We start from the raw sequence: 26663 nt of genomic DNA, 5'->3' as shown, positions 1-26663 counted from the left end.
CATGGCCGTCGTAAGAGTGCGTGGTCCTGCGTGCGGTTCTGCGTCGGCTTCTGCTCTTACGACCATGGCGTGGATGGGGTGGGGAGGCGGGCGTTACTGACCCATTCGGGTGAGTGCGATGCCCCCAGGGGCGCGGGGAACTGCGCGCTCAGCCCCCACCGGCCCGCACCCGCCAAACAATCCTCGCCACCCCCTTCAGAGGCGCGAAACAGTCACGCGCTCACTCTCAACCCGCTTGGCCAGCGATTCCTCACTCAACTCCGCCAGATTCCGACACAGGACCACGGAACCCCCGACGGCGAGCGGCCCGTACAACCCCGCGCTCAACCCCTCCCAGGTGCCATACGACAGCCCCGACAACACCCGAGCCCCCGTATCCCCGTCCGACCGCGCCCGCTCGACAACCTGCACCCCCGTCAACTCCACCCCGCCCACGACCAACGCCACCCCCTCAGGATCAACCGGCGAGAACGCGACAAACCGATCCCCCTGGCTCGGCACCTCAACCGCATAGTCGACAAACCCGGCCGGAGCCTGCGGAAACCGCCCCCCGAGCGGCCGCAACGCAAGAGCAACCCGCTCCCCACCACACGCCCGAGCCGCGTCCAACGACTCCGGCCCACTGACAACCACGTCGGCCCCGGAGGGATCCCCGCCCACGTCCGCGACCACCCCCACAGACGAACAGGCCAGCAACCACACCGCCGTCTGCCAGTGCGCAGGCAACAACAACACGACCCGATCACCGGGCCCCGCCCCAAGATCCCCCTGAAGCAGATTCGCGGTCTTGGCCACCCAATTGGCGAAGGTGGCCACGGACAATTCGACACGTTCCCCCGTGGCGTCGTCGTAGAAGGTCACCAGGGGGCGGCCGGGATCCGCGGCGAGCGCGGAACGCAGCAGGTCGGCAGGGGTGCGATCGGTGGCGTTCACCCGCGCAAGCGTACGCGGGCACCCACCGGCGCACGCCCTCGCACAGGCGCTCCGGACCACCGGTTCGGACGAACCGCAGCCGACGGTCCGTCAATTCCCGGATAGACAGATATGTATGACTATGTCCAGGATCAGGGGCATGCGTGGATTCCTTGCTTCCTCGATCGGCGTCACCTGCGCGGCCGCACTGGCCCTCCCGCTCACCCTGCCCGCGGTCGCGGCGCCCACAAAGGCACCTACGAAGGCACCGGTACCGGCATCGGCAAAGGCACAGGCACCGGACCTCCCCGGCAGCACCCAGTCGCTGCCCCTCACCCCCCGTACCCGCGACCGCACCCTCGGCGCGGCCCCCGAACAGGGCCTGACCCGCGACGACGTCCAGCGCTTCTCCCTCGTCGGCGTCATCTGGGACAACCCCGACACCGAACTCCGCGGCCGGGTCCAGGTCCGCGCCCGCGCCACCGGCACCGGTGAGTGGTCCGGCTGGCAGGACGTCGACACCCACAACGAGGACCACGGCGCCGACCCCGGCACCGCCGAACGCGCCTCCGGCCACGTCCACGGCTCCACGGCCCCGCTGTGGGTGGGCGACTCGGACGGAGTGGACGTACGCGTAAGAGCGGACGAGACGGCGAGACGCACGGTCGTAGGGAACGTGGAAGAACAGTCGTCCCCCCTGCCCACCGGCCTGCACCTGGAACTCGTGGACCCGGGCGCGGCGGAAGCCCCGCTCGCGGGCGCCCGAGCGGCCACCGGCCGTGCCGCCGCCGTCCCCCTCGCCGCCACCGAGATCCCGGCGCTGAGCAAGGAGGCGACCGAACGGGAACTGGTCGCGCTGGGCGGCAAGGCGCAGCCGTACATCGGGCCGAGGCCGCGCATCGTGACCCGGCGCGGCTGGGGGGCCGACGAGAGGCTGCGGGAGAAGGGGTTCGTGTACACGAAGAAGGTCAAGGCGGTCTTCGTGCACCACACCGCCTCCGGCAACAACTACCGCTGCTCGCAAGCGCCTTCAGTCATTCGTGGTATCTACCGCTACCACGTGGAGAGCAGCGGTTGGCGCGACATCGGCTACAACTTCCTCGTCGACAAGTGCGGAACCATCTACGAGGGCCGCGCCGGGGGAGTGGCGAAGGCGGTCCTGGGTGCCCACACCCTCGGTTTCAACACCGACAGCATGGGGATCGCGGTCCTCGGAACCTTCGGCAGCGCCAAACCGTCCTCCGCGGCAGTGACGGCCATCGCCAGGCTCGCCGCGTGGAAGCTCGGGCTCTACGGTGTCAATCCGCGCGGCAAGACATACCTGAAGTCCGCTGGTGGCAATCTCTACCGAAAAGGCAAGAACGTACGACTCAACGTGATCTCCGGCCATCGGGACGGGTTCGCCACGGAGTGCCCAGGACGGCAGCTCTACGGCAAGCTCGGCTCGGCCCGCTCCACGTCGGCCCGCTTCCAGGGCCGCTGACAGAGGACCGACAGGGGCGCCGGGGAAGGGTCTGCGGGACACGCGCACGGTCCGCACACACTGGCCGGCCGACGAAACAGTTCGGCCGGTCCCGGCAGGAAGCAGAGACGACAGGTGACAGAAGCGATCCTCCTGGTCGGCGGCAAAGGCACCCGGCTGCGCCCCCTCACGGTGCACACCCCGAAACCGATGGTCAGGGCGGCGGGGGTGCCGTTCCTCACGCATCAGCTGGCGCGAGCGAGAGCGGCGGGCGTGGACCACATCGTCCTGGCCACTTCCTATCTCGCGGACGTGTTCGAACCGTACTTCGGCGACGGCTCGTCCCTGGGCCTGCACATCGAGTACGTCACGGAGGACGAGCCCCTCGGCACGGGCGGCGCGATCCGCAACGTGTCCTCCCGCCTCCACTCGGGCCCCGACGACCCGGTCCTGGTCTTCAACGGCGACATCCTCACCGGCCTGAACATCAGGGCCCTGGTGGACACCCACGAGTCGACGGGCGCGGATGTCTCCCTCCACCTGACGAAGGTCACGGATCCGCGCGCGTACGGCCTCGTCCCGACGGACGCGACGGGCCGGGTCCTGGCCTTCCTGGAGAAGCCCCAGACCCCCGAGGAGATCGTCACCGACCAGATCAACGCGGGCGCGTACGTCTTCCGCCGCTCGATCATCGACACGATCCCGGTGGGCCGCCCGGTGTCGGTGGAACGGGAGACCTTCCCCGACCTGCTGTCGGCGGGAGCCCACCTCCAGGGCCTGGTGGACTCGACGTACTGGCTGGACCTGGGCACCCCGGCGGCCTTCGTCCGCGGCTCGGCGGACCTGGTCCTGGGCCGCGCCCCGTCCCCCGCGATCCCCGGCCGCTGCGGCGACCGCCTGGTCCTCCCCACGGCCCGGGTGGCCCCCGACGCCAAGCTGACGGGCGGCACGGTGGTGGGCGAGGGCGCGTTCGTGGCGGAGGGCGCGAGGGTCTTCGGCTCGACGATCCTCCCCGGCGCCGTCATCGAACCCGGCGCCGTCATCACCGACTCCCTCATCGGCACCCGAGCCGTCGTGGGCGAACGCTCCGTCCTCACCGGCACGGTCGTCGGCGACGGTGCGATCATCGGCGCCGACAACGAACTCCGCGACGGCATGCGGGTGTGGTGCGACGCGCGGATTCCGGCGGGGGCGGTGCGGTTCTCTTCCGACCAGTAGGAAGTGGGGGGTGCCTGGGTGGGTGACTTCTAGGCGTACCGAGTCGGGTGGTGGGCGGGCACAGGCCCGGGGGTCCGGGGGCGGAGCCCCCAGGGACGCCCACGCCCACCCCCCGGCAGCTCACAACTTCCCGATGTCCCCGCGAGGCATCTTCGGCGCCCGCCGCGCAGGCGTACGCCCGCTCAGCAGAATCAACCGAGCCGCCCGATGCCGCTGCCCCGCATACGGCTCCAGCAACGACAACATCACCGCGTCATCCGCATCCCGGTCCCCGGCCAACGCCCACCCCACGATCCCCGGCAGATGCAGATCCCCCACAGTCACCGCATCCGCCGCCCCATGACTCCGCTGCACAGTCTCCGCGGACGTCCACACCCCCACCCCCGGCACCATCTCCAACCGAGCCCGTGCATCCTCCGCAGACATCGCCCCCGCCTGCTCCAGCCGCGCGGCAACCCGTACGGCACGCAGAATCGTCGAGGCCCGCTTGTCGTCGACCCCGGCCCGATGCCACTCCCACGAGGGAATCAACGCCCAAGCCCGAGGCGCCGGCATCACCCACATCCGCCCGCCGACAGGCCCGGGCGCCGGCGACCCGAACTTCCGTACCAACAACCGCCAGGCCCGATACGCCTCGTCGGTCGTCACCTTCTGCTCCAGCACGGACGGAATCAACGACTCCAGCACCAGCCCGGTCCGCGTCAACCGCAACCCCGGCCGCCGATGCCGAGCGACAGCCAGAAGCCGATGCCGAGGAACAAACGCGCCGGGATCATCGGCGGCACCCAACATCTCCGGCAACCGCTCAAGCAACCACTCACCCCCGGGCCCCCACGCTTCTCCCCGCACCTCACCCCCGTGAGCGGACACCCGCAAGGTCCCCGGCCCGACAGGCGTAAGACTGGCCCGCCACACGGCCCCGTCCGCCGTAGCGCGAAACGTGGGATCCCCGGGCCCCCGCCGCAACGGCCCGAGCACCAGCCCGAGATCAAGCACCCCGTCCGGCACCCAGCTCCGCGTCCGCCCGGCCCCGCCAACCTGCCGAGGCACACCTCCAGGCACCACAACATCCCCACCCCGCACAGTCGTACGAGTGGGCCGAGGAGCAAAACGTCCGGCCACGGCGAGATCCAGGGGTGAGGTGAGTTACCTGACGAGTCTTACGAGCCTAGGTGCCAGCGCCCCTTCAGGGGCGCGGGGAACTGCGCGACCAGCCACACACGGCCCGCACCCGCAAACGAGACCAGCCCCAACGGCGCTTCACCGCACCTCAATAAACGCCCCCGCATCCCGCTCAGCCCGAGCCGCAGGCTCCGACACCGCATGCCCCACAGCCACCGCCCCCATCGGATCCCACCCCTCCGGCAACCCCAACACACCCCGCACAACATCCCGGCAGAACAGCGTCGAAGACACCCACGCCGACCCCAACCGCTCCCCGGCAAGCGCCACCAGGAAGTTCTGCACACCCGCCCCCGCCGCCACGACGAACATCTCCCGCTCCGCCCCGTCCCGCCGAGCGTCCCCATACGCGTGCGACCCGTCCATCACCAGACACGGCACCACCAGATACGGCGCCCCGCGCAGCACATCCCCCCGCCGCACCCGCTTCGCGATGGACTCCTCGGACTTCCCGTCCCGCCGCAGATCGGAGATCCACGCGTCCCGCATCGCGTCCAGCAACGCCCCCCGCGACTCGGCGGACTCCAGCAGCACGAACCGCCACGGCGTCGTGTGATGCGGCGCCGGCGCGGTCACCGCCGCCGCCACGGCCCGTCGTACCGCACCGGGATCGACCGGCTCGTCGGTGAAGGCCCGTACCGTACGGCGCTGGGTCACCGCCTCCCGTACCGCCTCCGACGTCCCGAGCCGGAACATGTCGTCGCGCCCACCCCGCACCAGGGCCCGCGCGCCCACGCCGTAGTCCCCGGTGACTACATGCGGCAGCCCCCGCACCACCGCGACCGGCAACCCCGCGGCCTTGCCCTTCACCAGATCACCCGCGGCGGCCAGCTCATCGGCCGTCGCCACGACCGTCGCGCTCAGCGGATTGCCGTAGGCATCCGCACCCCCGCGCAGATCATCCAGCACGTGCACCCCGGCGGCGCCGATCGCAACGTCCGTGAGCCCCGTGCGCCAGGGCCGCCCGAAGGTGTCGGTGACGATCACCCCGACGTTGACGCCGAGCGCGTCCCGCAGCCCGTCGCGGATCGCGCGCGCGGACGCGTCCGGGTCCTCGGGCAGCAACAGCACAGTGCCGGCCGGGGTGTTGGAGGCGTCGACCCCGGCGGCGGCCATGATCAGCCCCTGCCGGTTCTCCACGATCCGCAACGTCCCGCGCCGCGCCACGACCCGTACGGTCTCGGCGTCGATCGCGGCCTCCCGGTCGGCCGCCTCGACGATCCGTCCCTCCGCCTTGGACACGATCTTCGAGGTGACGAGGAGCACATCCCCGTCTGCGAGCCCGGGTCCGGCCGCCGCGATCAGCTTGGCCAGGTCGTCCCCGGCCGCGACCTCCGGAATCCCGGGCACGGCCCAGACCCGGTAACCCTCCACAGGTGGTACCTCGCTCATGCCGCCCGCACCTCCTCCGCCAGCGCCAGCGCCTCCCGAGCCATCCGCGCGGTCGCCTCGGTGTCGGTCATCATCAGCGGTACGGCCCGGCAGCGGATGCCGGCCGCCTCGACGTCCGCTACGGAGGCGGCGTCCACGGTGTCGACGAGCCAGCCGTCGAGCAGCCCGGAGCCGTAGTGCTCGGCCACCGCCGTGGCCGTGGACTCGACGCCCACCGCCGCGAGGACCTTGTCGGCCATCCCGCGCACAGGCGCGTCCCCGACGATGGGGGAGAGTCCGATCACGGGCACCCCGGCGTCGGCGATCGCCTCGCGGATACCGGGCACGGCGAGGATGGTGCCGACGGAGACGACCGGGTTGGACGGCGGGAAGAGGATGACGTCCGCCTCCGCGATCGCCTCCAGGACCCCGGGCGCCGGCTTGGCCTGCTCGGCCCCGACCGGTACGACCGCCTCGGCGGCCACGGACGCGCGCAGCCGTACCCAGTACTCCTGGAAGTGGATCACCTTGCGCTCGCCGTCGACCTCGACGGCGACATGCGTCTCGACGCGGTCGTCCGTCATGGGGATGAGCCGCACTCCCGGTTTCCAGCGGTCGCACAGCGCCTCGGTGACCGCGCTCAGCGGAAACCCGGCGCCGATCATCTGCGTCCGCACGATGTGCGTGGCGAAGTCCCGGTCGCCGAGCCCGAACCACTCCGGCCCGACCCCGTACGCCCCGAGCTCCTCCTTGAGGTGGAAGGTCTCGTCGGCCCGACCCCAGCCCTGCTCCTCGTTGATGCCGCCGCCGAGCGTGTACATCACCGTGTCGAGGTCCGGGCAGACCTTCAGCCCGAAGAGGTGGATGTCGTCCCCCGTGTTGCCGATCACCGTGATGTCCGCGTCCGGCACGGCCTGCTTGAGACCGCGCAGGAACCGGGCACCACCGATACCGCCTGCCAGAACCACAATGCGCATGGGCACAAGTCTTGCAGGCGGGTGTGACAACGCGGCAGCCAGTCACCGCATCGACCGGTTCCGAAACGTGTCAGGCGGTCACGGCGTCGACCGGCTCCGCCCCGCTGCGCCGCGCGCACGCCATGGGGGTCCCCCCGGTCGAACGAAGCTGAGACTGGGGGAGCATGGGCATCTCGGTGAGGCCGGGGAAGTAGACGTGCAGGCTTATGGCCGGTTCCAGGGTGTCGTTGACGACCTCGTGGACGTACCCCGGCGCGAACACCCGCTGCGCGCCCGCCCCCAACGCGCGCGTGCCCCGCTCGGTGCGCTCGGTCAGCGTGCCGTCCAGGACGGTCAGCACACCGGAGGAGAGGCCGTGGTCGTGCAGCCCGCTGCCCTGCCCGGGCACCCAGGACAGCAGCCACACCTCGTAGCCGGGGCCGGTGCGCAGCCGGTGGTACCAGCGGGTCGTCGCGTCGTACTCGACGAGGTGTTCCCACTGGGCGCGGTCGGCGGCGACGGACCGCGCCAGGCCGACGAACTCGGCGACGGTGGCCGGGTGTTCGCGCTGGGCCTGGAGGAGGTGCGGGACTTCGAGGATGTCGCCGGCGATCTGGAGGTCGCTGTCGCTGTTCATGGGGGTGCGGTGGTTCCTCGGCGTAAGAAGTAACGGCGGGGGATGGGTGTCACCAAACAGACAAGCAGGGGGGCCGGAGCGCGTGGGGCTCAACAGCCGGAGCAGCAACAACAGCTACAGCGAGCGCGGGCAGCACCGAGGGACCCGGCGGTGCGGGTCGAGGTGAGTGCCGAGTTCGCGAGCATGCCCACAAGAACAGCGGTTCACACCCGCACTGTCAACTCGACGCCCGGTATGTGGGACATGTTTCACCCCATCCGGTTCATCTCGGAGGTGAAAGGTTTGTTCATGCGCCTACCGGGACACATGGCGCACAACCGGGCACTCGCACCCCAGTGGAACGAGATCGAACTCCTGGGCGTCCTCCCCCGTACAGGCTCCGTCTCGGGGTAGGAGGCCCGCGAGGGTCTCCTCCGCTTGTCAAGGTTTATGCCGATTTGAACACTTTCCGCTAGGCCTTGGTTCCGCAGAGTGAATAAGGGGCCCAATAGCAGATCTCGGCTTGACTCGCCCGGAGCAGCACACTTGTAATTTCACTCGTGTCGTTCAGCCGACATCGGTAACGGCTACATCACGGGGACGCGAAAGACAGACGAGGGGCGCACATGACCGAGCTGGTGCAGCAACTGCTGGTCGACGACGCGGACGAGGAACTCGGCTGGCAGGAGCGCGCGCTGTGCGCCCAGACCGACCCCGAGTCCTTCTTCCCCGAGAAGGGCGGCTCCACCCGCGAGGCCAAGAAGGTCTGCCTCGCCTGTGAGGTCCGCTCCGAGTGCCTCGAATACGCCCTCGCCAACGACGAACGCTTCGGCATCTGGGGCGGCCTCTCCGAGCGCGAGCGCCGCCGGCTCAAGAAGGCCGCCGTCTGAACCGGACGGCACACCTGGGGACCTGCCTCGGGACATCTCCCGGGATCCCCCTCGGGACCTACCTCGGAACGTACTGAACGGCCCGTCGCAGCTGGGTTATCCACAGGCGGCGGGCCGTCGCTGTGCCCAGCCGATAGTGTGGGCGCTCGTCCGAGACGTACCGCAGTCCCCTCGGGACGCGTGCGTCCACCGCAGTCCATCGAACCGGGGCCCGTACCTCGATGTCCGTGCACAGCCACACGGCAGCCCAACACGACGCTGCCACTCCTGAGTTCCCGCGTCACGTGGTGACCGCGGTGCTCGTCTCCCACGACGGCGCCCGCTGGCTGCCCGACGCGCTCGCCGGGCTGCTCGGCCAGGAGCGCCCCGTGCAGAGCGTCATGGCCGCCGACACCGGCAGCGCGGACGACTCCGCCCAGCTCGTCACCGACGCCCTCGGCGCCGACCGCGTGCTCCACCTCGCCCGGCGCACCGGCTTCGGCCAGGCCGTCGAGGAGGCGAACCGCACCGCGCCCCTGCTGACGCCGGACGAGCTGCCGTACCTGAAGCGCCCCAGCGGCTGGGACCCCGTCACGCGCACGTGGCGCGACGACGCCTACGACATGCCGGAACTCCCGCACGGCGAGCCCGTCCAGTGGCTGTGGCTGCTGCACGACGACTCCGCCCCGGAGCCGGACGCCCTGGCGCAACTGCTGCGGGTGGTGGACCAGGAGTACGAACTGGGCCGCGAGGACGTGGCCGTCGTAGGCCCCAAGCTGCGCGGCTGGTACGACCGGCGGCAGCTGCTGGAGGTCGGCGTCACGATCGCCCACTCCGGGCGCCGCTGGACCGGTCTCGACCGCCGCGAACAGGACCAGGGACAGCACGACCACGTGCGGCCCGTACTGTCCGTGTCCACCGCCGGCATGCTCGTCCGGCGCGACGTCTTCGACGAGCTGGGCGGCTTCGACCGCCGGCTGCCCCTGATGCGGGACGACGTCGACCTGTGCTGGCGCGCCACCGCCGCAGGCCACCGCGTCCTGGTCGCCCCCGAGGCGGTCGTACGGCACGCCGAGGCGGCCTCCCGCGAGCGCCGCGCCGTCGACTGCGCGGGCCGCACCGTCGCCTCCCCGCACAAGGTCGACAAGGCCGGCGCCGTCTACACCCTGCTCGTCAACAGCCGTACGGCCGTGCTGCCCTGGGTCCTCTTCAGGGTCGTCGTCGGCACACTGCTGCGGACCGTCGCCAACCTCGTCGGCAAGGTCCCCGGACAGGCCCTCGACGAGATCCGCGGCCTCCTGGGGACCCTGTTGCGCCCCGAGCGGATCCTCGCCGGGCGGCGCAGGCGCAGCGGCGCGCAGATCGACAAGGCCGAACTGCGACCGCTGTTCCCGCCGCCCGGCGCGACCGTGCGGGCCACGTTCGAACAGGTCGCCGGGAGCTTCGTCGACACCTCCGACCCCGAGATCACCTCCGGAGCCGGCCGGCACGGCGGCGCCGTCGAGTCCGGACCCGGCGGCGACGACGCGGACTTCCTGGAGATCGAGCAGTTCGCGCGCGTGAAGCGCATCGCCCGCAAGCCGGGCCCGGTGCTGTTCCTGGTGCTGCTGCTCGTCTCGCTCGTCGCCTGCCGCGACCTGCTCGGCGGCGGCGCGCTCACCGGCGGCGCGCTGCTGCCCGCCCCCGGGGACTCCGGCGAACTGTGGTCCCGCTTCCTTGACTCCTGGCACCCGGTGGGCGCCGGCGGCACCCCGTCCGCGCCGCCGTACCTCGCGCTCGTCGCGATGCTCTCCTCGCTGCTGTTCGGCTCGACCGGCTTCGCCGTCACGGTCCTGCTGGTCGCCTCCGTCCCGCTGGCCGGGTTCACCGCCTACTTCGCGTCCCGCCCGCTCGTCGACTCGCGCCTGCTGCGCGCGTGGGCGGCCGTCGTCTACGCCTTCCTGCCCGCCGCCACCGGCGCCCTCGCGGGTGGCCGCATCGGCACCGCCGTGCTCGCCGTGCTGCTCCCGCTGACGGCCCGCGCGGGCATCGCCGCCGCCGGCCTCACGCACGCCTCCGGCGCCCGCGGCAGCTGGCGCGCCACCTGGGCGTACGCCCTGCTCCTGACGATCACCACGGCCTTCACACCGATCATCTGGCCCATCGCGCTGATCCTCGGCATCGCCCTGCTGGCCGTGCGCCGCGGCGACCTCCTCGCCTACGGGCCGCGTTTCCTGGCCCAGTTCGGCACCCCGCTGCTGATCCTGGCGCCCTGGTCGCTGACCCTGCTTCCGTTCGGCTTCTTCCAGCAGGCCGGCCTGGAGTACGGCTCCGGGGCCGCGTCCGCCCTCGACCTGCTCGGCGCCAGCCCCGGCGGCCCCGGCACGGTCAGCGGTCTGATGCTCATCGGCATCGTGCTGGCGGCGCTGGCCGCCCTGCTGCGCGGCGAGCGCACCTTCGGCATCTGGACGGCCTGGGGCGTCGCCCTGGTCGGCCTCGTCTTCGCCGTCCTGTCCAACAGCTCCACCTGGGCGGGCCCCGCGACCCTCGTCTACGGCCTCGCCCTCCTCGCCGCCGCCGCGCTCGGCGCCGACGGGGCACGCGCGCGTGTGGCCGAGCAGAGCTTCGGCTGGCGCCAGCCGGTGGCCGTGCTGATCGCCTTCGCCTCGGCGGCCGGCCCGCTGCTCGTCGCCGCCGGCTGGATGATCCGCGGCGCCGACGGCCCCCTGGAGCGCCGCGACCCGACCCAGGTGCCCGCGTTCGTCGCCGAGGAGAGCGGCACCCAGGACCAGGCCCGCACCCTCGTCCTCGACAGCGACTCCGCGGCCCACGTCGGCTACATGCTGGTGCGCGGCTCCGGCGCCCGCATGGGAGACGGCGAGTTCGCCGCGGCGGACGGCGAGAACACCGAGCTCGACAAGGTCGTCGCCAACCTCGTCGCCGGTTCCGGCGCCGACCAGGCCGACGAACTCGGCGGCTTCGCCGTGCGCTACGTCCTCGTCCACAAGGGCGCGCCCCGAGAGGTCAGCCGCGTCCTGGACGCCACCCCGGGCCTCAGCCGGCTCAGCCAGGCCGACGGCAGCGCCCTGTGGCGGGTGGACGCGCAGGTCTCCCGCGCGGCCATCGTCACCGGCTCCGCCGCCCCGACGCCCGTCGCCGCCGGACCGGTCGACATCCACACCACGATCCCGTCCGGCGCCACCGGCCGCGTCCTGCGCCTCGCCGACAGCGCCGCCGCGGGCTGGACGGCCACGCTGGCCGGCACAGCGCTGACCCGCACCACGGTCGACGGCTGGGCCCAGGGCTTCCAACTCCCCGCCTCCGGCGGCACGTTGGACGTCACCTACGACGACCCGATCGGGCACACCGCCTGGCTGTGGACGCAGGGCGCGCTCGCCCTCGTCCTCGTCGTGCTCGCCCTCCCGGGCCGCCGCCGCGACGTCGACGACGACCTCCCCGAGGAGGAGCTGATCCCGGCCCAGGCGGTCGAGGGCGAGGGCCGCCGTGCCCGCCGCCTGCGCGCCCAGGCGGAGGCCGACTCCACCGACCAGCCCGACGAGGCCGCGGACACCGGCCAGTTCGACGCGTTCGCCACCAACACCCCTCCTCCTGCGGAGGAGGAGGTCGCCGCGATCCCGCAGCAGCAGTCCTACGGAGAGTGGGACACGGCGAGCTACGCGGGCGCCGAGTACGGCACCTACGGCGGTGAGCAGTACCAGGCCAACGAGCAGTACCAGACGGGCACTTACGACCAGTCGTACCAGGCGGACCCCTACCAGGGCGGCCAGTACGACCCGTACGCCTACGGAGGCCGGCAGTCCCCGGCACCGGCCTACGACCCGACGTACGAACAGGGCTACGACCAGGGGCAGAACCAGGGCTACGACCCGAACTATGACCCCGCCTACGACCCGACGTACGACCCGGCCCAGCAGCATCCGCACGGCAATGAGCGCCCCGACGGGAGCCAGCAGTGAACCGCACCACCCTGTCCTTCCTCGCCGGCGTGGCCGCGCTCGCCGCGGTCACCGGGTTCGCCGAGATGAACGCTCCGGCCGCGTCCGGCGCCGACACCGCCAGGGCGGCCGCCCAGCTGCCCGTGGAGCGCACCAGCCTGCTGTGCCCGGCACCCAGCACCTCCGACCTCGCCGACACGTCGTACACGTCCTTCACGCCCGTCACGACGGGCACGGGAAGCAGCGGCAAGGCCGAACTGAAGTCCGCCACCGAGGAGTCGGGCGACGGCACGAGCAGCAAGAAGAAGCCCGCCAAGCCCGTCCTGGAACCCAAGGACCCCGGCACCCCGGCCACCGGCGACAGCTCCGGCGCCGACTCGCCCGCGCTGCTCGGCACCGCCGAGGGCAAGTACGCGCCCGGCTGGAGCGTCCAGGAGACCACCGAGGTCGCCGCGGGCACCGGACGCGGCCTCCAGGGAGTCAACTGCACCGCCCCGGACACCGAGTTCTGGTTCCCGGGCGCCAGCACCTCCGCCGGCCGCACCGACTACGTGCACCTCACCAACCCGGACGACTCCGCCGCCGTGGTCGACATCGGCCTCTACGGCAAGGACGGCGACCTCAAGTCGACGGTGGGGGAGGGCATCACGGTCGAGCCGCACGCCAGCGAGCCGATCCTGCTGTCCACGCTCACCGACGCGCAGGAGACCGACCTGACCGTGCACGTGACCGTGCGCAGCGGCCGGGTCGGCGCTTCCGTGCAGGCCCTCGACGCCAAGCTCGGCGGCGACTGGCTGGCCGCGTCCACCGACCCGGCGGGCAGCCTGGTCATGCCGGGCATCCCGAAGGACGCCACCTCCGTGCGGCTGATCGCCTTCACGCCGGGCGACTCGGACGCCGACCTGAAGGTGCGGCTGTCCTCACCCACGGGGATGATCACGCCGGCCGGGCACGAGACCGTGCACGTGAAGGCGGGCATGACGACCGCCGTCGACCTGGGCGACGTCACACGCGGCGACCCGGGCTCCCTGGTGCTGACGCCGACCGACCAGTCCGTGCCGGTCGTCGCCGCGCTCAAGGTCGTACGGGGCAAGGGCAGCAAGCAGGAGACGGCGTTCATCCCGGCGACCAGTCCGGTCGGCACGCGCGCGACGTCCGCCGACAACAGCGCCAAGGGCTCCACGCTGTCCCTGGCCGCGCCCACCCGCACCGCGACGGTCAAGGTCACCGCGTCGGCGGGCAGCGGCGGCGGTACGCCGGTCTCCAAGACGTACACGATCAAGGCCGGCACCACCGAGGACGTCCAACTCCCGGTCCCCGGCGGCCTCAAGGGCACGTACGCGCTGACGGTCGAGTCGCAGTCGGGCGGCCCGGTGTACGCGGCCCGGACCCTGGCGGCGACCGAGGAGGGCGTCCCGGGCTTCACCATCCAGACACTGCCCGACGACCGGGGAACGGTGTCGGTGCCGCAGACGGACGAGGACCTGTCGGTGCTGCAGAAGTAGCGGCGGCGCGGGGCACGCGCGCGGGGGAGGGTTCAGTCCTCCCCGTAGCGCGGATCGACCGTCTCCGGAGTGAGCCCCAGCAGCTCGGCGACCTGCTCCACGACGATCTCGTGGACCAGGGCGGCCCGTTCGTCGCGTCCCTTCGTGCGGATCTCGACCGGCCGCCGATAGATGACCACGCGCGCGGGATGCCCCTCACGGGCGGCGATCGTCCCCCCCAGGGGCACCGACTCGTCGTTCCACCCCTCGCCCGCACCACCCAGCCGAGGGACTTCGAGCACGAGGAAATCGATGTCCGCCAGCTGCGGCCAGCGTCGCTCCAGACGCTCCACGGAGTCCTGCACCAGATCGGCGAACGCGTCCGCGCGGCTCGCGGCCAGCGGAACCTGTGGCGGTGCGATCGGGCCGCGCATGCCCCGGCCGTGGCGATCGCGGCGGCGGGGCCCGGGGCCGGCGGCAGGGGGCGGTACGGGGGTGTCCATCACTGGTGAAGCGTAGTCCCCGCCGGGTCCGGCCGCCCGACTCCACTCGCCGTCCGGCCCTTCGCACCCCATGTCACCGGATGACCATTCCGGCCAAGGTTGGGCTCGATTCCGTATGTCTCCAAGACCGTCGCTCTCACGGCAATTGACGGTGTTTGTGCCGAGTGGTGACCGGGTCCGACTCTGTTCGAGATCCCGGAAAGAGGTGTCCGCGCAGGTCAGCGGCGCGTTACCGGAGTGGCGTGTGGGGCGTTTCACAGCCCGACACGGTGGAGTGACCTGGGGAAGAGTCGTCGCGGCCCGCTCAAGAGTGCGGTACCGTCCAACGTCGTGAGCCCTGTACGTCGCTGTTCGCGCACCGCTTGCGGCCGCCCCGCCGTCGCGACGCTGACGTACGTCTACGCCGACTCGACCGCGGTCCTCGGCCCGCTCGCCACCTACGCCGAACCCCACTGCTACGACCTGTGCGCCGAGCACTCCGAGCGCCTCACCGCGCCCCGCGGCTGGGAGGTCGTCCGCCTCCTCGACAGCTCCGCTCCGGCCCGCCCGAGCGGCGACGACCTGGAAGCCCTCGCCAACGCCGTCCGCGAGGCCGCCCGCCCCCGGGAGCGCGCGGCCGAGGCCGGCGGCGGAGGCGGTGCCCGCACGGTGGACCCGATGGAGGTCGCCCGTAGGGGTCATCTCCGGGTGCTGCGCTCACCGGACAACTGACGGCGTCCGTCCACGAGTTCGTTCAACGATCCCCACAGTGGCCGCGTCCCCTGAGAGGGAAGCGCTGCGCGCAGCGCTTCCCTGAGCCCAGGTAAGAGTCTGTGGACGGCTCAGTTACCGCACGTCGAGATGCTGTTGCGGGCGGGTACTTTGGGGCGACCGATAGGACTTTCCGGAGGGATGGCCGTGTCTTCTGATCTGTCACAGCTCGTGAAGGCGTACGACGTTCGGGGCGTCGTCCCGGACCAGTGGGACGAGTCGCTGGCCGAGCTGTTCGGAGCGGCCTTCGTCCAGGTGACCGGCGCGAGCGCGATCGTCACCGGACACGACATGCGCCCCTCCTCCCCGGGACTGTCCGCCGCCTTCGCGCGCGGGGCGGCGGCACGCGGCGTCGACGTGACCGAGATCGGCCTGTGCTCCACGGACCAGCTGTACTACGCGTCGGGCGCGTTCGGCCTCCCCGGCGCCATGTTCACGGCCTCGCACAACCCGGCGAAGTACAACGGCATCAAGATGTGCCGGGCCGGCGCGGCCCCCGTCGGCCAGGACACCGGCCTCGCCGAGATCCGCGAACTCGTCGAGTCCTGGCTGGACTCGGGCGCCCCGGAGGTCTCAGGACCGACGGGAACGATCACGCGGAGGGACACGTTGGAGGACTACGCGGCGCACCTCCGCGGCCTCGTCGACCTGACCTCCATCCGCCCCCTGAAGGTCGTCGTCGACGCGGGCAACGGCATGGGCGGCCACACGGTCCCGACCGTGTTCGCCGGCCTGCCGCTCACGCTGGTCCCGATGTACTTCGAGCTGGACGGCACCTTCCCGAACCACGAGGCCAACCCGCTCGACCCGGCCAACATCGTCGACCTCCAGGCACGCGTCCGCGAGGAGGCCGCCGACCTCGGCATCGCCTTCGACGGCGACGCCGACCGCTGCTTCGTGGTCGACGAGCACGGCGACCCGGTCTCCCCGTCCGCGATCACCGCCCTGGTGGCCTCCCGCGAGCTGGCGAGGAACGGCGGCCAGGGCGTGATCATCCACAACCTGATCACCTCCTGGTCGGTCCCCGAGGTCGTCAAGGAGAACGGCGGCACACCGGTACGCACGCGCGTGGGCCACTCCTTCATCAAGGCCGAGATGGCCAAGGCCGGCGCGATCTTCGGCGGCGAGCACTCTGCGCACTACTACTTCAAGGACTTCTGGAACGCCGACACGGGCATGCTGGCCGCCCTCCACGTCCTCGCCGCGCTGGGCGGCCAGGACGGCCCCCTCTCGGCCCTGGTGGCCCAGTACGACCGCTACGTGGGCTCCGGCGAGATCAACTCCACGGTCGACGACCAGCAGGCCCGCCTCGCGGCGATCCGCGCGGCGTACGAGAACCAGGACGACCTGACTCTCGACGAACTCGACGGCCTGACCGTCTCCTCCGCCGACTGGTGGTTCAACGTCCGCCCGTCCAACACGGAACCGCTGCTGCGGCTCAACGCGGAGGCGCGGGACGAGGCGACGATGGGGAAGGTGCGGGACGAGGTGCTGGGGATCATCAGGGGGTGACGGTGCTTCGGCCGACGGTTCTTCTCGATGCCGGTCGGCAGATCCGGTGCGTCCGGCTTCTGAGGCCGAGTTCACCGTCCCCAACCCCCACCCGCCCGGAGGAGGGGGGCGTACCTCTCCGACGCCGGCCGGTATTTTCAGCCCGTCCGGCGTTTGAGAACGAGGCCGTTCAGGCCGAAGGAGGGTCTGGGGGCGCAGCCCCCAGGGCGCTCGGCCCCAACCCCGGCGCACGCCTCCCACCGGCGGTACCCTGACCAGGCACATCCGCCCAAGCGTCGCAGACACCCCCTCGGAAGGACATCCCATGCCGCTCGAAGCCGGCCTCCTGGAGATCCTGGCCTGCCCGGCCTGCCACGCCCCCCTCAAGGAGCAGGACACCGAGCTGATCTGCACCGGCGAGGACTGCGGCCTGGCCTACCCCGTCCGGGACGGCATCCCCGTACTCCTCGTCGACGAGGCCCGCCACCCCGCGTAACCGACGACGACGCGATCGGAGGCCGCCGCCCATGCTCGACGAATCGCTGCTCGACTCCCCGGACGCGCTGACCGAGGCCGACCGCCGAGCCCTGCTCCGCGGTGCCGCCGAAGCCGGCGCCCGGGTGCGCACGGCCGCCCGGCACGCCGCCGAGGCCGGCGTCAACGACCTGAAACCGGACGGCCGCCCCCGCGCCATCCTGATCGCGGGCCCCGGCGCCGCCGCCACCTGCGTCGCCGACCTGCTCGGCAAGCTCGCCGGCGCCAGCAGCCCCGTCACCCGCCTGGCACCCACCGGTGTGGCCCCCGCGGCCGGCGCCCTGCGCTGGGAACTCCCGGGCTGGGCGGGCTCCGTGGACCTGCTGCTGATCACCACCCCGGACGGCACCGAGCCCGGCCTGTCCCTGCTCGCCGAGCAGGCCTACCGCCGCGGCTGCACCGTCGTCGCCGTGGCCCCGTCCCGCAGCCCCCTCACCGAGGCGGTGGACGGCGCCCACGGCCTCTTCGTACCGATGGCGACCGCGCCGTACGAGTACGACGAACCCCTGGCCGCCTCCGCCCCCGGCGTCCTCTGGGCGCTGCTCACCCCGCTGCTCGCGATCCTGGACCGCACCGGCCTGCTCAGCGCGCCGCCCGAGGCCCTGGAGAAGGTCGCCGACCGCCTCGACCAGGTCGCCGAGCGCTGCGGGCCCGCCGTCGCGACGTACAGCAATCCCGCGAAGACCCTGGCCGCCGAACTCGCCGACTCGCTCCCGGTGATCTGGACGGAGGGCACGTCGGCGGGCCCGGCGGGCCGTCGGTTCGCCGCCGCGCTCGCGGAGTTGGCCGGCCGCCCCGCGCTCGTCGCCGAGCTGCCCGAGGCGCTCTCCGAGCACAACGCCCTGCTGGCCGGCCCGCTCGCCGCCAGCGCCGACCCGGACGACTTCTTCAGGGACCGCGTCGACGAGGTGCCCGCGCTGCACGCACGCGTGGTGCTGCTCCGGGACCGTCCGATCGGCGGTCTCACCGCCGCTCCGACCGCCCGTGAACTGGCCCTCAGCCACGACACGCCGATCAGCGAGCTGGAGCCCGAGGAGGGTGGCGAGCTGGAGACCCTCGCGGAGCTGATCGCCATGACGGATTTCGCCGCCGTTTACCTGGCGCTCGCCTCGGGCGCCTGATCTTGTCGTCGAAGCCCTGAGCCGCCGTACACCGTCGTACGGGGCGCGAAGCCACGTCGTACCCAGGTCGTCCTCGGGTCGTACGCAGAGAGAACCGGTAGAGAGCCACATGGACCGCCTCGACAACACCGTCCGCCCCTACGCCTGGGGTTCCATCACCGCCATCCCGAAGCTCCTCGGTGTGGAGCCGGGCGGCGAGCCGCAGGCGGAGATGTGGATGGGCGCGCACCCGGGAGCACCCTCGCGCACCGCGCGCGGGACACTCGTCGAGGTCATCGAGGCCGCTCCGGAGCGGGAGTTGGGCGACAAGGCGGTGGCGAAGTTCGGCCCCCGGCTGCCCTTCCTGCTGAAGATCCTCGCCGCCGGCGCCCCGCTCTCCCTCCAGGTACACCCCAACCTGGAACAGGCGAAGGAGGGTTACGCCGACGAGGAGCGCCGGGGCATCCCCGTGGACGTCCCGCACCGCAACTACAAGGACGCCAACCACAAGCCCGAACTGATCTGCGCGCTCACGGAGTTCGACGGCCTGTGCGGCTTCCGCGACCCGCTGCGCGCCGCCGACCTCCTCGCCGGCCTGGGCGTCGACTCCCTCAAGCCGTACGTCGACCTCCTGCACGCGCACCCCGAGGAAGCCGCCCTGCGCGAGGTCCTCACGGCGATCCTCACCGCCGACCCCGAGGAGATGCGCCACACGGTCACCGCGGCGGCGACCACCTGCACCCGCCTCGGCGGCGACTACGCCCCCTACGCCGACATCGCCCACCACTACCCGGGCGACCCGGGCGTCATCGCGGCGATGCTCCTCAACCACGTCCGACTCCAGCCCGGCGAGGCCCTGTTCCTCGGCGCCGGCATCCCGCACGCCTACCTCAACGGCCTCGGCGTCGAGATCATGGCCAACTCCGACAACGTCCTGCGCTGCGGCCTCACCCCCAAGCACGTCGACGTCCCCGAACTCCTGCGCATCGTCAAGTTCGAGGCGAGCGACCCCGGAGTGCTGCGCCCCGAGGCGTCCCCCGACGGCGAGGAGGTCTACGAGACCCCCATCGACGAGTTCCGGCTGTCCCGGTACGTCCTCGCGGAGGGCGCCGGCGCCCGCGACCTCACCCTCGACACCCCGCAGATCCTGCTCTGCACGGCCGGTGCGGTGAGGGCGGGCGAGTTCGAACTCGCCCCCGGCCAGTCGGTCTTCGTCCCGGCCGGCGACAGGGCCGAGGTGTCCGGAGTCGGCACGGTCTTCCGCGCCACTGTGATCGTATGACCGGGCTTGTGGATACCTGACGAGCCGTCGCCGGGCAGGGCTGCAAGAATGGCCCACCGGCAAAGGACGGGCAAAGACGGTCGGACGGCCGATCCGGGGCACACGTCCGGACCAGACGTACGAAGGCGAAGGGACACCGCGAACACATGAGCGCGTCAGGCGGCACCAGGGCGATCGTGGCGGCACTCGGCGCCAACCTCGCGATCGCGGCATCGAAGTTCGTCGCGTTCGCCTTCAGCGGCTCGTCCTCGATGCTCGCCGAGGGCGTCCACTCCCTCGCCGACTCCGGCAACCAGGCACTGCTGCTGATCGGCGGCAAGAAGGCCCAGCGCGAGGCCACCCCGCAGCACCCCTTCGGCTACGGCCGCGAGCGCTACATCTACGCCTTCCTCGTCTCGATCGTCCTCTTCTCGGTCGGCGGCATGTTCGCCGTCTACGAGGGCTACGAGAAGATCAAGCACCCGCACGACATCGAGCACTGGTACTGGCCGGTGGGCGTCCTGGTGTTCGCGATCATCGCCGAGGGCTTCTCGTTCCGTACGGCCATCAAGGAGTCGAACGAACTGCGCGGCACGCACTCCTGGTCGCAGTTCATCCGACGCGCCAAGGCCCCCGAACTGCCGGTCGTCCTCCTGGAGGACTTCGGCGCGCTCATCGGCCTGGTCCTCGCCCTCGGCGGTGTCGGCATGGCGCTGCTCACCGGCGACGGCATCTGGGACGGCATCGGCACCCTCTGCATCGGCATCCTGCTCATCCTGATCGCCCTGGTACTGGCCGCCGAGACCAAGTCGCTGCTGCTGGGGGAGTCCGCCGGCATCGAGGACGTCAAGAAGATCGAGGCCGCCGTCGTCGACGGCCACACGGTCACCGGCATCATCCACATGCGCACGCTCCATCTCGGCCCCGATGAACTGCTCGTCGCCGCCAAGATCGCCGTCCAGCACGACGACACGGCCGCCGAGGTCGCCACCGCCATCAACGCGGCCGAGTCCCGCATCCGCGAGGCCGTCCCGATCGCCCGCGTGATCTACCTCGAACCCGACATCTACAGCGAGTCCGAGGCCACCAAGGGCGCGGACCGCGAGGCGACCCCCGGAGGCCCGGCCCAACACCCCGCGGAGCACTGAGTTCGCGGCTCCCGCTAGACCTGCCGCATCGGCCACGGCGCCACCGGCGCCGCCTTCCGCCGCCGTACGAACGCCGCGATGCCCAGGCCGACACCGACCAGGGCGAGGACGACCCCGCCGATGGCAGCCGTCCCGAGGGCGAGGGGGACCTTGCGGTCGTCGGTCACCCGGCCCCGTACGGCGGACTCGGCCACCGTCCCGTCGTGGTCGCTCGCGAAGAAACGCGAGTCCTGCGAGTCCGCCCGGTTGTCACCGAGCAGGAACAGCCGCCCCGTCGGGACCTTCACGTCGTACGTCTTGTTCAGGCCGTCGACGTCACCCTGGTTGACGTAGGGCTCCGCCAGCGGCTTTCCGTTCACGGTGATCCGCGCGTCCGTGCCCGAACCCGTGCAGCACGCCACGCGGTCGCCGCCCACCCCGACGACCCGCTGCATCACATTCGCGCTGAACCCGTAGCGGTCCGGCGCGGAGAACAGCACGACATCACCGCGGTGCACCTCGCCGCCGGCGACCTTCTCGTAGATGATCCGGTCGCCCGGCTTGTACGTCGGCGACATGCTCTGGCTGCTGATGGTGGAACTCCCGTACGATTGCCGTGCGTACGCGAAGGAACCGAGCGCCAGCACCACCCCCAGCAGCCCCACTATGACGGCCGTGACCCCGAGTCCCCGCCCTTTGCCCGACATCGTTTCCCTCCCCATGCGGCACTTCCGCGGCGCCGAGGGTAGCGGGTGTCTGTGAACGGACTGTGCGGGCCCGCGACGGCCGACCGCCCTCGCTCGGCGAACCGTCCCGCAAGACCGATCCGAGGCCTTTGATCTCCGCGCATCCCGCGACATCCGACGCCGGAAACCCGATCCGACGCCGGACGCCCGCCGGAGTTCGGCTGGATCTGTCCGGAGCTGACTGGGGGCGGCCGGTCCCACCGGTGTAGCTTGGGACGGAGCCAGACGTCGCTGCTGATGGCGGTCGGGCGGTCCCACCGCGGACCGACCGAGGGAGAGAGGGCCTCCGACGGACTGCGCTGCGCGTACGGGGGCCTTGCTGTGCCCTCCTTCGGGCACTCCTGTGTCCGCCGCCGCGCAGACCAGCCGTACCCACCTCGCCCCAACCCCGAGGAGTACCTCGCAATGACGACTGTCGACAACCGACAGGACTTCAAGGTCGCCGATCTCTCCCTGGCCGAGTTCGGCCGCAAGGAGATCACCCTCGCCGAGCACGAGATGCCCGGCCTGATGTCGATCCGCCGGGAGTTCGCCGCCAGCCAGCCGCTGGCCGGCGCCCGCATCATGGGCTCGCTGCACATGACCGTGCAGACCGCCGTCCTCATCGAGACCCTGGTCGCCCTGGGCGCCGAGGTCCGCTGGGTGTCCTGCAACATCTTCTCCACCCAGGACCACGCGGCCGCCGCCATCGCCGTCGGCCCGAACGGCACGCCCGAGAACCCCCAGGGCGTCCCGGTCTTCGCCTGGAAGGGCGAGACCCTGGAGGAGTACTGGTGGTGCACGGAGCAGGCGCTGACCTGGCCGAACACCCCCACCGGCGGCCCGAACATGATCCTGGACGACGGCGGTGACGCCACCATGCTCGTCCACAAGGGCGTCGAGTACGAGAAGGACGGCAAGGTCCCCTCCCTCGACACCGCCGAGTCCGACGAGCACCGCGTCGTCCTCCAGGTCCTGCAGCGCACCATCAGTGACGGTTCGCAGAAGTGGACCCAGGTGGCCTCGGAGATCCGCGGCGTGACCGAGGAGACCACGACCGGCGTGCACCGTCTGTACGAGATGCACCGCGACGGCACCCTCCTGTTCCCGGCGATCAACGTGAACGACGCCGTCACCAAGTCGAAGTTCGACAACAAGTACGGCTGCCGCCACTCCCTGATCGACGGCATCAACCGCGCCACCGACGTCCTCATCGGCGGCAAGACCGCGGTCGTCTGCGGCTACGGCGACGTGGGCAAGGGCTGCGCGGAGTCCCTGCGCGGACAGGGCGCCCGCGTGATCATCACCGAGATCGACCCGATCTGCGCGCTGCAGGCGGCGATGGACGGCTACCAGGTCACGACCCTCGACGAGGTCGTCGACAAGGCAGACATCTTCGTCACCACGACCGGCAACAAGGACATCATCATGGCCGCGGACATGGCCAAGATGAAGCACCAGGCGATCGTCGGCAACATCGGCCACTTCGACAACGAGATCGACATGGCCGGCCTCGCGCAGATCCCGGGCATCGTCAAGGACGAGGTCAAGCCGCAGGTCCACACCTGGAAGTTCCCCGACGGCAAGGTCCTCATCGTGCTTTCCGAGGGCCGCCTGCTGAACCTGGGCAACGCCACCGGCCACCCCTCGTTCGTGATGTCCAACTCCTTCGCGGACCAGACCCTGGCCCAGATCGAGCTGTTCACCAAGCCCGAGGAGTACCCGACCGACGTCTACGTGCTGCCCAAGCACCTCGACGAGAAGGTCGCCCGCCTCCACCTGGACGCGCTCGGCGTGAAGCTGACCACGCTCCGCCCGGAGCAGGCCGCGTACATCGGCGTAGAGGTCGAGGGCCCGTACAAGTCGGACCACTACCGCTACTGAGCCGACGACCCCGCCCGCTGGGGCCGCGTCCGTGCGCTGACGCGGCCCCAGCGACAGGTCCACCGAGGCAGGCCCCCGCACCCCCGTGACGGGGGCCTGCCCCTTTGGCGGACCGGCCTGTCAAGACCCAGGACCCCGATGCCCCGCGGCCGTTATTCGCTCCACGATCCGCACGATCACACCCCCCTCGCGGAAGAACACTTCCAGTGCGCCCCCGGCCCGTCCGGCTGGCGTTATGTCTCCCAACTCACCACCCCCTCCGGCGACCACAGCGGCTCCGTCGACCTCACACTCGACGAACTCGGCCGCCCTATCCGCCTGGAACTCCACGCGGCGAGCTGGCAGGTGCGCGGCGCCGCTCTCGACGGCGTCACCTGGGTCCGCACCGACCCCACCGGCACCGATGCCACCGAAGGCAACGTCAGAGCCCACGCCTTCACCGGCACCTCCCCCGCGTTCCTCATCGCCACAACCCGTCTCCTGCGCCTCACCCCGTCCTCCGCCGCGACCCGCGTCCGCCTGGTCACCTTCACGGACCCGGTCCTCGCCCCGCGCACCGTGGACCAGTCCTGGGCCTTGCTGAAGAGAGAAACACACGCCACTGACAACGGCCCTCTGCCCGTGGACGAATACCAGGTCACAGCCCTGGACACGGGCGAGCAGCACGCCGTACACATCGCCGGAGACGTCGTGCTCGCGGCCCCCGGCATCGAGCTGGAGGAACTGGAGTCACCGCCCTCCGTCTTCGACTGAGCGGCGGCGTTCAGGGCAGGCGACGGGGCAGGGCAATCCGGTCCGGTCACGGCAGGGTCAGGCGGGCGGCGCGAATCCGGTGGAGGGCCGGGTCTCAGCCGGCGAGGGGTTCTGCGGCGCCGGGGGCCGGGGAGCCGGCGTCTGGACACCGGGCGCGACCGGTTCGGCTCCAGTGGGCGGAGGGGGAGCGGCGGTCGCCCATGAAGCGGGAACGGAACCGGAAGGCTGCTGAGGGGCCGGCGAAGGCTGGAGCGCCGCGTTGCCGAAGGCGCCCGGCACACCCGCCCCAGGCCTGAACCCGCCGACCGGTGCACCCCCGGCCGCACCCTTCCCGAAGGCCCGCCGCGCATCCCGCGCCTGCCGCTCCTGCACCACCGCCGCCAGATACGCGGCCGGCGGAACACCCTGCGGCGCGGGGGCACCTGTACGAGCCACAAGCTCCGCAGCGAGCCGCTCGGCCATGGCCCAGCCGACCTGCGGATCCAACTGCTGCATCCGCGTCAGGTACTGCCGGATGGCCAGCCACAGCCCATCGGGGACGGCCGACAGGTCAAGCTCGGCGAAACGTCCCGTGAGCCACATCGGCGGAGGAGGCACGAAGGCCGTCTGCCCGGCGGGCACCCTTTCCCGTACGACGAGAGTGCCCGCGAACACATCCCCGAGCCGCCGACCGCGAGCCGAGACGAGCGACGCGATGCACGCGACGACCCCGAAGGTCATCTGGATCTCGATCACACCTATCGCGCCCCGCACCAGCGCGTGCCGGAACCGGATCGGCCCACCGTCGTCCCGGACCACACGCAGCCCGAACGCCAGCTTCCCGAGCGACCGCCCATGACTCAGTGTCTCCACGGCTATGGGCCCGCCCACCAGCACCAGCACGAAGGCCGCGATCGACAGCGCGATCTGCGCCGCGTCGTCCAAAGAGGCCGTGGAAAGGATCAGGACCACGGTCACGCCGGTATAGGCGGCCACGGCCACGATCAGATCGAGAATCACCGCCAGCGCCCTGCTGGGCAGTCTCGCGGGGCGCAACTCCAGCGCCACCGCCTCGCCCGTCACCAGCTCACTCACGCCTGCCGCCCTTCCCCTGCCCTGCCCCTGGAACAGCCAGTCTGCCAAGCTGAGGGCACATCGCGCCCCAGTACGACAAGCTGATCCCGAACCAGCAGTCGACGAGCAGCCGAGGAGCAGGCAACCAGATGGACCTCGACGTCTTCGTCTCGGCCCACCGAGCCGAGTGGGACCGCCTCGACGCACTGCTCCGCCGCCAGCGCCGCCTCAACGGTGCCGAGGCCGACGAACTCGTCGCCCTGTACCAGCGCACGGCCACCCATCTCTCCCTGATCCAGTCCAGCGCCCCGGACCCCCAGCTCACCGGACGGCTCAGCCAACTCGTGGCACGCGCGCGTAGTGCGGTGACGGGAACCCGTCGTGCCTCCTGGCGCGATGTCACGCGCTTCCTGGGGCACAGTTTTCCGGCCGCGGTGTACCGCGCACGCCACTGGTGGGTTCCCACGGCAGTGCTGTCGACCGTGGTCGCGATCCTCCTGGGCTGGTGGATAGGCACGCACCCCGAAGTGCAGTCCTCCATCGCGGCCCCGAGCCGACTGCGCGAACTCACCCGCCCCGGCGGCGAGTACGAGACCTACTACTCCAGCCACCCGGCGGCGGCCTTCGCGGCACAGGTCTGGACGAACAACGCCCAGGCCGCCGCGATGTGCCTGGTCCTGGGCGTCTTCCTGGGTCTACCGGTCCTTTGGATCCTCTTCGAGAACATGCTCAACCTCGGTGTCGGCATCGGCCTGATGTCGTCCGTCGGCCGGCTCGACACGTTCCTCGGCCTGGTCCTCCCGCACGGCCTGCTCGAACTCACGGCGGTCTTCGTCGCGGCCGGCACAGGGATGCGCCTCGGCTGGACCCTCATCGACCCCGGTCCCCGCTCGCGCCGCACCGCCCTCGCCGAAGAAGGCCGAGCAGCCGTGGGCATGGCGATCGGCCTGGCCCTGGTCCTGTTCGTCTCCGGCGCCATCGAAGGATTCGTCACCCCCTCGGGCCTCCCCACCTGGGCCCGCATCGGCATCGGCATCGTCGCCGAAGGAGCCTTCCTGACGTACGTCTACGTCCTGGGCGGCCGTGCCGTGCGCGCCGGTGAGACGGGTGACGTCGAGGCGGCCGAGCGCAGCTCCACCGTCCCCACGGCCGCCTGATGTGCGGGCACTCCGGCTGAGCTGCTAGTCTCCTCTTCGCCCCACAGGAGCCGTTGACACGGACCGGTTGGGGAGGTAGATTCGAACAGTTGCCTAGAACTGGATCTGGTCCGGTCGGCGACAGTGAGTGTCTGTCTGCTTCTAGAGACTTCGATTTCAAAGAAGCCACACTCCCGATGAATCGGAAAAGAGCGGCTGGTCAGTCCGGCCCAAAGCTTCTGATAAAGTCGGAACCGCCGGAAAGGGAAACGCGGAAGCGGAAACCTGGAAAGCACCGAGGAAATCGGAACCGGAAACGGTCTGATAGAGTCGGAAACGCA

The 26663-nt window shown here is 71.3% G+C and carries 22 protein-coding genes; 14 read left to right on the top strand and 8 right to left on the bottom strand.

Going from position 1 to position 26663, the window contains the following annotated elements; all coding sequences use genetic code 11:
- Window positions 1-195 precede the first annotated feature (195 nt).
- Complete coding sequence (locus ACIQBL_RS39100; protein ID WP_401951205.1) at window positions 196-933, bottom strand: TIGR03089 family protein; 738 nt, start codon at window positions 931-933, stop codon at window positions 196-198.
- Window positions 934-1072: 139 nt separating this feature from the next.
- Here ACIQBL_RS39100 and ACIQBL_RS39095 point away from each other — a divergent pair, with 139 nt between their 5' ends.
- Together ACIQBL_RS39095 and ACIQBL_RS39090 are read left to right on the top strand one after the other, a co-directional pair.
- Window positions 1073-2395, top strand: a complete 1323-nt coding sequence (locus ACIQBL_RS39095; RefSeq protein ID WP_401951202.1) for a peptidoglycan recognition protein — start codon at window positions 1073-1075, stop codon at window positions 2393-2395.
- A gap of 114 nt (window positions 2396-2509) precedes the next feature.
- Entirely contained in the window at window positions 2510-3592 is a 1083-nt protein-coding gene (locus ACIQBL_RS39090) for a sugar phosphate nucleotidyltransferase (RefSeq protein ID WP_401951200.1), read from the top strand.
- Between the two features lie 120 nt (window positions 3593-3712).
- Here the strand turns inward: ACIQBL_RS39090 and ACIQBL_RS39085 are convergent, their stop codons facing one another.
- The 4 genes from ACIQBL_RS39085 to ACIQBL_RS39070 all read right to left on the bottom strand — a co-directional run bounded on the left by ACIQBL_RS39085 (window position 3713) and on the right by ACIQBL_RS39070 (window position 7738).
- Window positions 3713-4714 (bottom strand): DNA-3-methyladenine glycosylase family protein, encoded by a 1002-nt coding sequence (locus ACIQBL_RS39085; protein WP_401951197.1) that lies wholly within the window; start codon window positions 4712-4714, stop codon window positions 3713-3715.
- A 138-nt stretch (window positions 4715-4852) separates the two neighbouring features.
- Window positions 4853-6166, bottom strand: a complete 1314-nt coding sequence (locus ACIQBL_RS39080; RefSeq protein WP_401951194.1) for a coenzyme F420-0:L-glutamate ligase — start codon at window positions 6164-6166, stop codon at window positions 4853-4855.
- Entirely contained in the window at window positions 6163-7122 is a 960-nt protein-coding gene (gene cofD, locus ACIQBL_RS39075; protein WP_401951192.1) for a 2-phospho-L-lactate transferase, read from the bottom strand. Before cofD ends, ACIQBL_RS39080 begins: the two co-directional genes overlap by 4 nt.
- A 70-nt stretch (window positions 7123-7192) precedes the next feature.
- Window positions 7193-7738 (bottom strand): cysteine dioxygenase, encoded by a 546-nt coding sequence (locus ACIQBL_RS39070; RefSeq protein WP_401951190.1) that lies wholly within the window; start codon window positions 7736-7738, stop codon window positions 7193-7195.
- Window positions 7739-8343: 605 nt separating this feature from the next.
- Between ACIQBL_RS39070 and ACIQBL_RS39065 the strand changes: the two genes are divergently transcribed.
- From ACIQBL_RS39065 to ACIQBL_RS39055, 3 genes are all read left to right on the top strand, one after another.
- A complete protein-coding gene (locus tag ACIQBL_RS39065; RefSeq protein ID WP_003975777.1) occupies window positions 8344-8607 on the top strand; it encodes a WhiB family transcriptional regulator in 264 nt (87 codons plus the stop codon).
- A gap of 221 nt (window positions 8608-8828) precedes the next feature.
- Window positions 8829-12542, top strand: a complete 3714-nt coding sequence (locus ACIQBL_RS39060) for a glycosyltransferase (protein WP_401951187.1) — start codon at window positions 8829-8831, stop codon at window positions 12540-12542.
- Window positions 12539-14026, top strand: a complete 1488-nt coding sequence (locus ACIQBL_RS39055) for a DUF5719 family protein (RefSeq protein ID WP_401951184.1) — start codon at window positions 12539-12541, stop codon at window positions 14024-14026. Before ACIQBL_RS39060 ends, ACIQBL_RS39055 begins: the two co-directional genes overlap by 4 nt.
- Before the next feature lie 32 nt (window positions 14027-14058).
- On the opposite strand, the gene ACIQBL_RS39050 is transcribed toward ACIQBL_RS39055, so the two are convergent.
- Window positions 14059-14508, bottom strand: a complete 450-nt coding sequence (locus ACIQBL_RS39050; RefSeq protein ID WP_401951646.1) for a metallopeptidase family protein — start codon at window positions 14506-14508, stop codon at window positions 14059-14061.
- 330 nt (window positions 14509-14838) lie between these two features.
- Here ACIQBL_RS39050 and ACIQBL_RS39045 point away from each other — a divergent pair, with 330 nt between their 5' ends.
- The 6 genes from ACIQBL_RS39045 to ACIQBL_RS39020 all read left to right on the top strand — a co-directional run bounded on the left by ACIQBL_RS39045 (window position 14839) and on the right by ACIQBL_RS39020 (window position 20792).
- The gene (locus ACIQBL_RS39045; protein ID WP_401951181.1) at window positions 14839-15219 is read left to right on the top strand and encodes a DUF3499 domain-containing protein; all 381 of its coding nucleotides are present in this window, start codon (window positions 14839-14841) and stop codon (window positions 15217-15219) included.
- Between the two features lie 180 nt (window positions 15220-15399).
- Window positions 15400-16770, top strand: coding sequence for a phosphomannomutase/phosphoglucomutase (locus tag ACIQBL_RS39040; protein WP_401951179.1), 1371 nt, complete (start codon window positions 15400-15402; stop codon window positions 16768-16770).
- A 304-nt stretch (window positions 16771-17074) separates the two neighbouring features.
- Window positions 17075-17245 (top strand): Trm112 family protein, encoded by a 171-nt coding sequence (locus ACIQBL_RS39035; protein WP_019072213.1) that lies wholly within the window; start codon window positions 17075-17077, stop codon window positions 17243-17245.
- Window positions 17246-17276: 31 nt separating this feature from the next.
- Window positions 17277-18404, top strand: a complete 1128-nt coding sequence (locus tag ACIQBL_RS39030) for an SIS domain-containing protein (RefSeq protein WP_401951176.1) — start codon at window positions 17277-17279, stop codon at window positions 18402-18404.
- A 109-nt stretch (window positions 18405-18513) separates the two neighbouring features.
- Window positions 18514-19665 carry a mannose-6-phosphate isomerase, class I gene (gene manA / locus ACIQBL_RS39025; protein WP_401951173.1) on the top strand — a complete coding sequence of 384 codons (1152 nt, stop codon included), beginning with the start codon at window positions 18514-18516 and terminating at the stop codon, window positions 19663-19665.
- Between the two features lie 146 nt (window positions 19666-19811).
- Window positions 19812-20792, top strand: a complete 981-nt coding sequence (locus tag ACIQBL_RS39020; protein ID WP_401951170.1) for a cation diffusion facilitator family transporter — start codon at window positions 19812-19814, stop codon at window positions 20790-20792.
- A gap of 14 nt (window positions 20793-20806) precedes the next feature.
- Here ACIQBL_RS39020 and lepB read toward each other — a convergent pair whose 3' ends face one another.
- A complete protein-coding gene (gene lepB / locus ACIQBL_RS39015) occupies window positions 20807-21478 on the bottom strand; it encodes a signal peptidase I (protein ID WP_401951167.1) in 672 nt (223 codons plus the stop codon).
- 444 nt (window positions 21479-21922) lie between these two features.
- Here lepB and ahcY point away from each other — a divergent pair, with 444 nt between their 5' ends.
- Together ahcY and ACIQBL_RS39005 are read left to right on the top strand one after the other, a co-directional pair.
- Entirely contained in the window at window positions 21923-23380 is a 1458-nt protein-coding gene (gene ahcY / locus ACIQBL_RS39010; RefSeq protein WP_401951164.1) for an adenosylhomocysteinase, read from the top strand.
- 138 nt (window positions 23381-23518) lie between these two features.
- Window positions 23519-24133, top strand: a complete 615-nt coding sequence (locus tag ACIQBL_RS39005) for a hypothetical protein (RefSeq protein ID WP_401951162.1) — start codon at window positions 23519-23521, stop codon at window positions 24131-24133.
- A gap of 57 nt (window positions 24134-24190) precedes the next feature.
- Here the strand turns inward: ACIQBL_RS39005 and ACIQBL_RS39000 are convergent, their stop codons facing one another.
- Window positions 24191-25207 carry an RDD family protein gene (locus ACIQBL_RS39000; protein WP_401951160.1) on the bottom strand — a complete coding sequence of 339 codons (1017 nt, stop codon included), beginning with the start codon at window positions 25205-25207 and terminating at the stop codon, window positions 24191-24193.
- 128 nt (window positions 25208-25335) lie between these two features.
- Here ACIQBL_RS39000 and ACIQBL_RS38995 point away from each other — a divergent pair, with 128 nt between their 5' ends.
- Window positions 25336-26343 carry a stage II sporulation protein M gene (locus ACIQBL_RS38995; RefSeq protein WP_401951157.1) on the top strand — a complete coding sequence of 336 codons (1008 nt, stop codon included), beginning with the start codon at window positions 25336-25338 and terminating at the stop codon, window positions 26341-26343.
- Window positions 26344-26663: the final 320 nt, after the last annotated feature.

This window comes from Streptomyces sp. NPDC088350 (genome assembly GCF_044753545.1).
Taxonomy (GTDB): domain Bacteria; phylum Actinomycetota; class Actinomycetes; order Streptomycetales; family Streptomycetaceae; genus Streptomyces.
Note: the sequence above shows the minus strand (reverse complement) of the source record. Positions and strands in the feature narration are given on the sequence as shown.

Coding starts and splice junctions, on each gene's coding strand:
- ACIQBL_RS39080 (WP_401951194.1), bottom strand. CDS start 6,166: ATGAGCGAGGTACCACCTGTGGAGGGTTACCGGGTCTGGGCCGTGCCC.
- ACIQBL_RS39065 (WP_003975777.1), top strand. CDS start 8,344: ATGACCGAGCTGGTGCAGCAACTGCTGGTCGACGACGCGGACGAGGAA.
- ACIQBL_RS38995 (WP_401951157.1), top strand. CDS start 25,336: ATGGACCTCGACGTCTTCGTCTCGGCCCACCGAGCCGAGTGGGACCGC.
- ACIQBL_RS39040 (WP_401951179.1), top strand. CDS start 15,400: ATGGCCGTGTCTTCTGATCTGTCACAGCTCGTGAAGGCGTACGACGTT.
- ACIQBL_RS39030 (WP_401951176.1), top strand. CDS start 17,277: ATGCTCGACGAATCGCTGCTCGACTCCCCGGACGCGCTGACCGAGGCC.
- cofD (WP_401951192.1), bottom strand. CDS start 7,122: ATGCGCATTGTGGTTCTGGCAGGCGGTATCGGTGGTGCCCGGTTCCTG.
- ACIQBL_RS39060 (WP_401951187.1), top strand. CDS start 8,829: ATGTCCGTGCACAGCCACACGGCAGCCCAACACGACGCTGCCACTCCT.
- ACIQBL_RS39050 (WP_401951646.1), bottom strand. CDS start 14,508: ATGGACACCCCCGTACCGCCCCCTGCCGCCGGCCCCGGGCCCCGCCGC.
- ACIQBL_RS39035 (WP_019072213.1), top strand. CDS start 17,075: ATGCCGCTCGAAGCCGGCCTCCTGGAGATCCTGGCCTGCCCGGCCTGC.
- ACIQBL_RS39005 (WP_401951162.1), top strand. CDS start 23,519: ATGCCCCGCGGCCGTTATTCGCTCCACGATCCGCACGATCACACCCCC.
- ACIQBL_RS39095 (WP_401951202.1), top strand. CDS start 1,073: ATGCGTGGATTCCTTGCTTCCTCGATCGGCGTCACCTGCGCGGCCGCA.
- ACIQBL_RS39070 (WP_401951190.1), bottom strand. CDS start 7,738: ATGAACAGCGACAGCGACCTCCAGATCGCCGGCGACATCCTCGAAGTC.
- manA (WP_401951173.1), top strand. CDS start 18,514: ATGGACCGCCTCGACAACACCGTCCGCCCCTACGCCTGGGGTTCCATC.
- ACIQBL_RS39020 (WP_401951170.1), top strand. CDS start 19,812: ATGAGCGCGTCAGGCGGCACCAGGGCGATCGTGGCGGCACTCGGCGCC.
- ahcY (WP_401951164.1), top strand. CDS start 21,923: ATGACGACTGTCGACAACCGACAGGACTTCAAGGTCGCCGATCTCTCC.
- lepB (WP_401951167.1), bottom strand. CDS start 21,478: ATGTCGGGCAAAGGGCGGGGACTCGGGGTCACGGCCGTCATAGTGGGG.